This window comes from Streptomyces kunmingensis (assembly GCF_039533535.1).
GTDB classification, from domain to species: Bacteria; Actinomycetota; Actinomycetes; order Streptomycetales; family Streptomycetaceae; genus Streptomyces; species Streptomyces kunmingensis.
Genome location: NZ_BAAATS010000059.1, coordinates 1 through 1,157, shown reverse-complemented (window position 1 = coordinate 1,157; position 1,157 = coordinate 1). Strand labels below are relative to the sequence as shown.

The 1,157-nt window shown below is 65.6% G+C and carries 1 protein-coding gene; it reads right to left on the bottom strand.

The genetic code is table 11. The features are described from left to right. Window positions 1-702: aldo/keto reductase (locus tag ABD366_RS41395; protein WP_344443522.1), on the bottom strand; the 702-nt coding region annotated here is incomplete at its 3' end. Window positions 703-1,157: the final 455 nt, after the last annotated feature.

Here is a 1,157-nt window from a genome sequence, read left to right as displayed (position 1 = left end):
GCGGGCATCGACGTTACGGATGTCAGTGGCGTCGTACTGGCCGGCCGGCTTCGCCCCACCCGTGATGAAGCCGCGCCCCAGCGGTGCGTAGGCGACAAACCCGATGCCCAGCTCATCGAGGGTGGGGAAGACCCGCTCGACGTCCCGCTCGAACAGCGAGTACTCGGTCTGCAGGACGGAGACCGGCTGCACGGCGTGCGCCCTGCGGATCGTCTCGGGTCCGGCCTCGCTCAGACCGAAGTACTTCACCTTGCCCGCGTCGATGAGCTCCTTGACCGTGCCCGCGACCTCCTCGATGGGCACATCCGGGTCCACGCGATGCTGGTAGAAGACGTCGATGTGGTCGACGCCCAGGTAACGCAGACTGTTGTCGGCGACCTTGCGAATGGTCTCCGGGCGGCTGTCCAGCGCGCCGCCGATCTGCTCGGGCGGCAACGACATGTCGATGCCGAACTTGGTGCCCAGAACCACCTCGTCACGAAAACCCTTGACGGCCTCGCCCAGCAGCTTCTCGTTGGAACCAGTGCCCCAGCCATAGAACTCAGCCGTGTCGAAGAAGGTCACACCCAGATCGTGGGCACGCTGAATGGCAGCAATACCCTGAGCCGTGTCACCAGGCCCGTAGGACATCGTCAGACCCATCGTCCCGTAACCGATCGCCGAGACCTCAAGGCCCTGACTGCCAAGCGTCCTGTACTGCATGACGTACTCCTCTGAACAGGTAGAAGGATTCAGTTCGCGTCCCCTCACCGGTATGCCGGGCCGGGGATCGCGAGGGTGCAGTGGGGTGTGAACACCACAGTGATGGACGGGACGTGTCTGAGGAAGGCCGTGTGAGGGAGGGTGTGCCACACCTAGGCATCGAACCGTCCTGAGCGGAAGACGCTCCAGGGCGCGGAACACACGGGGACCAGACCGGCACAGCGAGCGAGCCGTGCACATGCGCCGTGTGCTGCGGCAGAGAGCAGAGGCCGGCACGTGTGATCGCCGATCGCCGGCCGCGAGTTGGTGAGGTTGCGTGCTTCGGCACGGCCTGCATGTGGCCGCATCGAGATTCCGCGCCGAATGCGGGTCGGGCCGGCGTCCGGCCGGAAAATTCTAGATGCCGGCGAGGACGGTGGGGTCGCCCTCGGTCCAGGCGTTGTCGACGGTGAGGC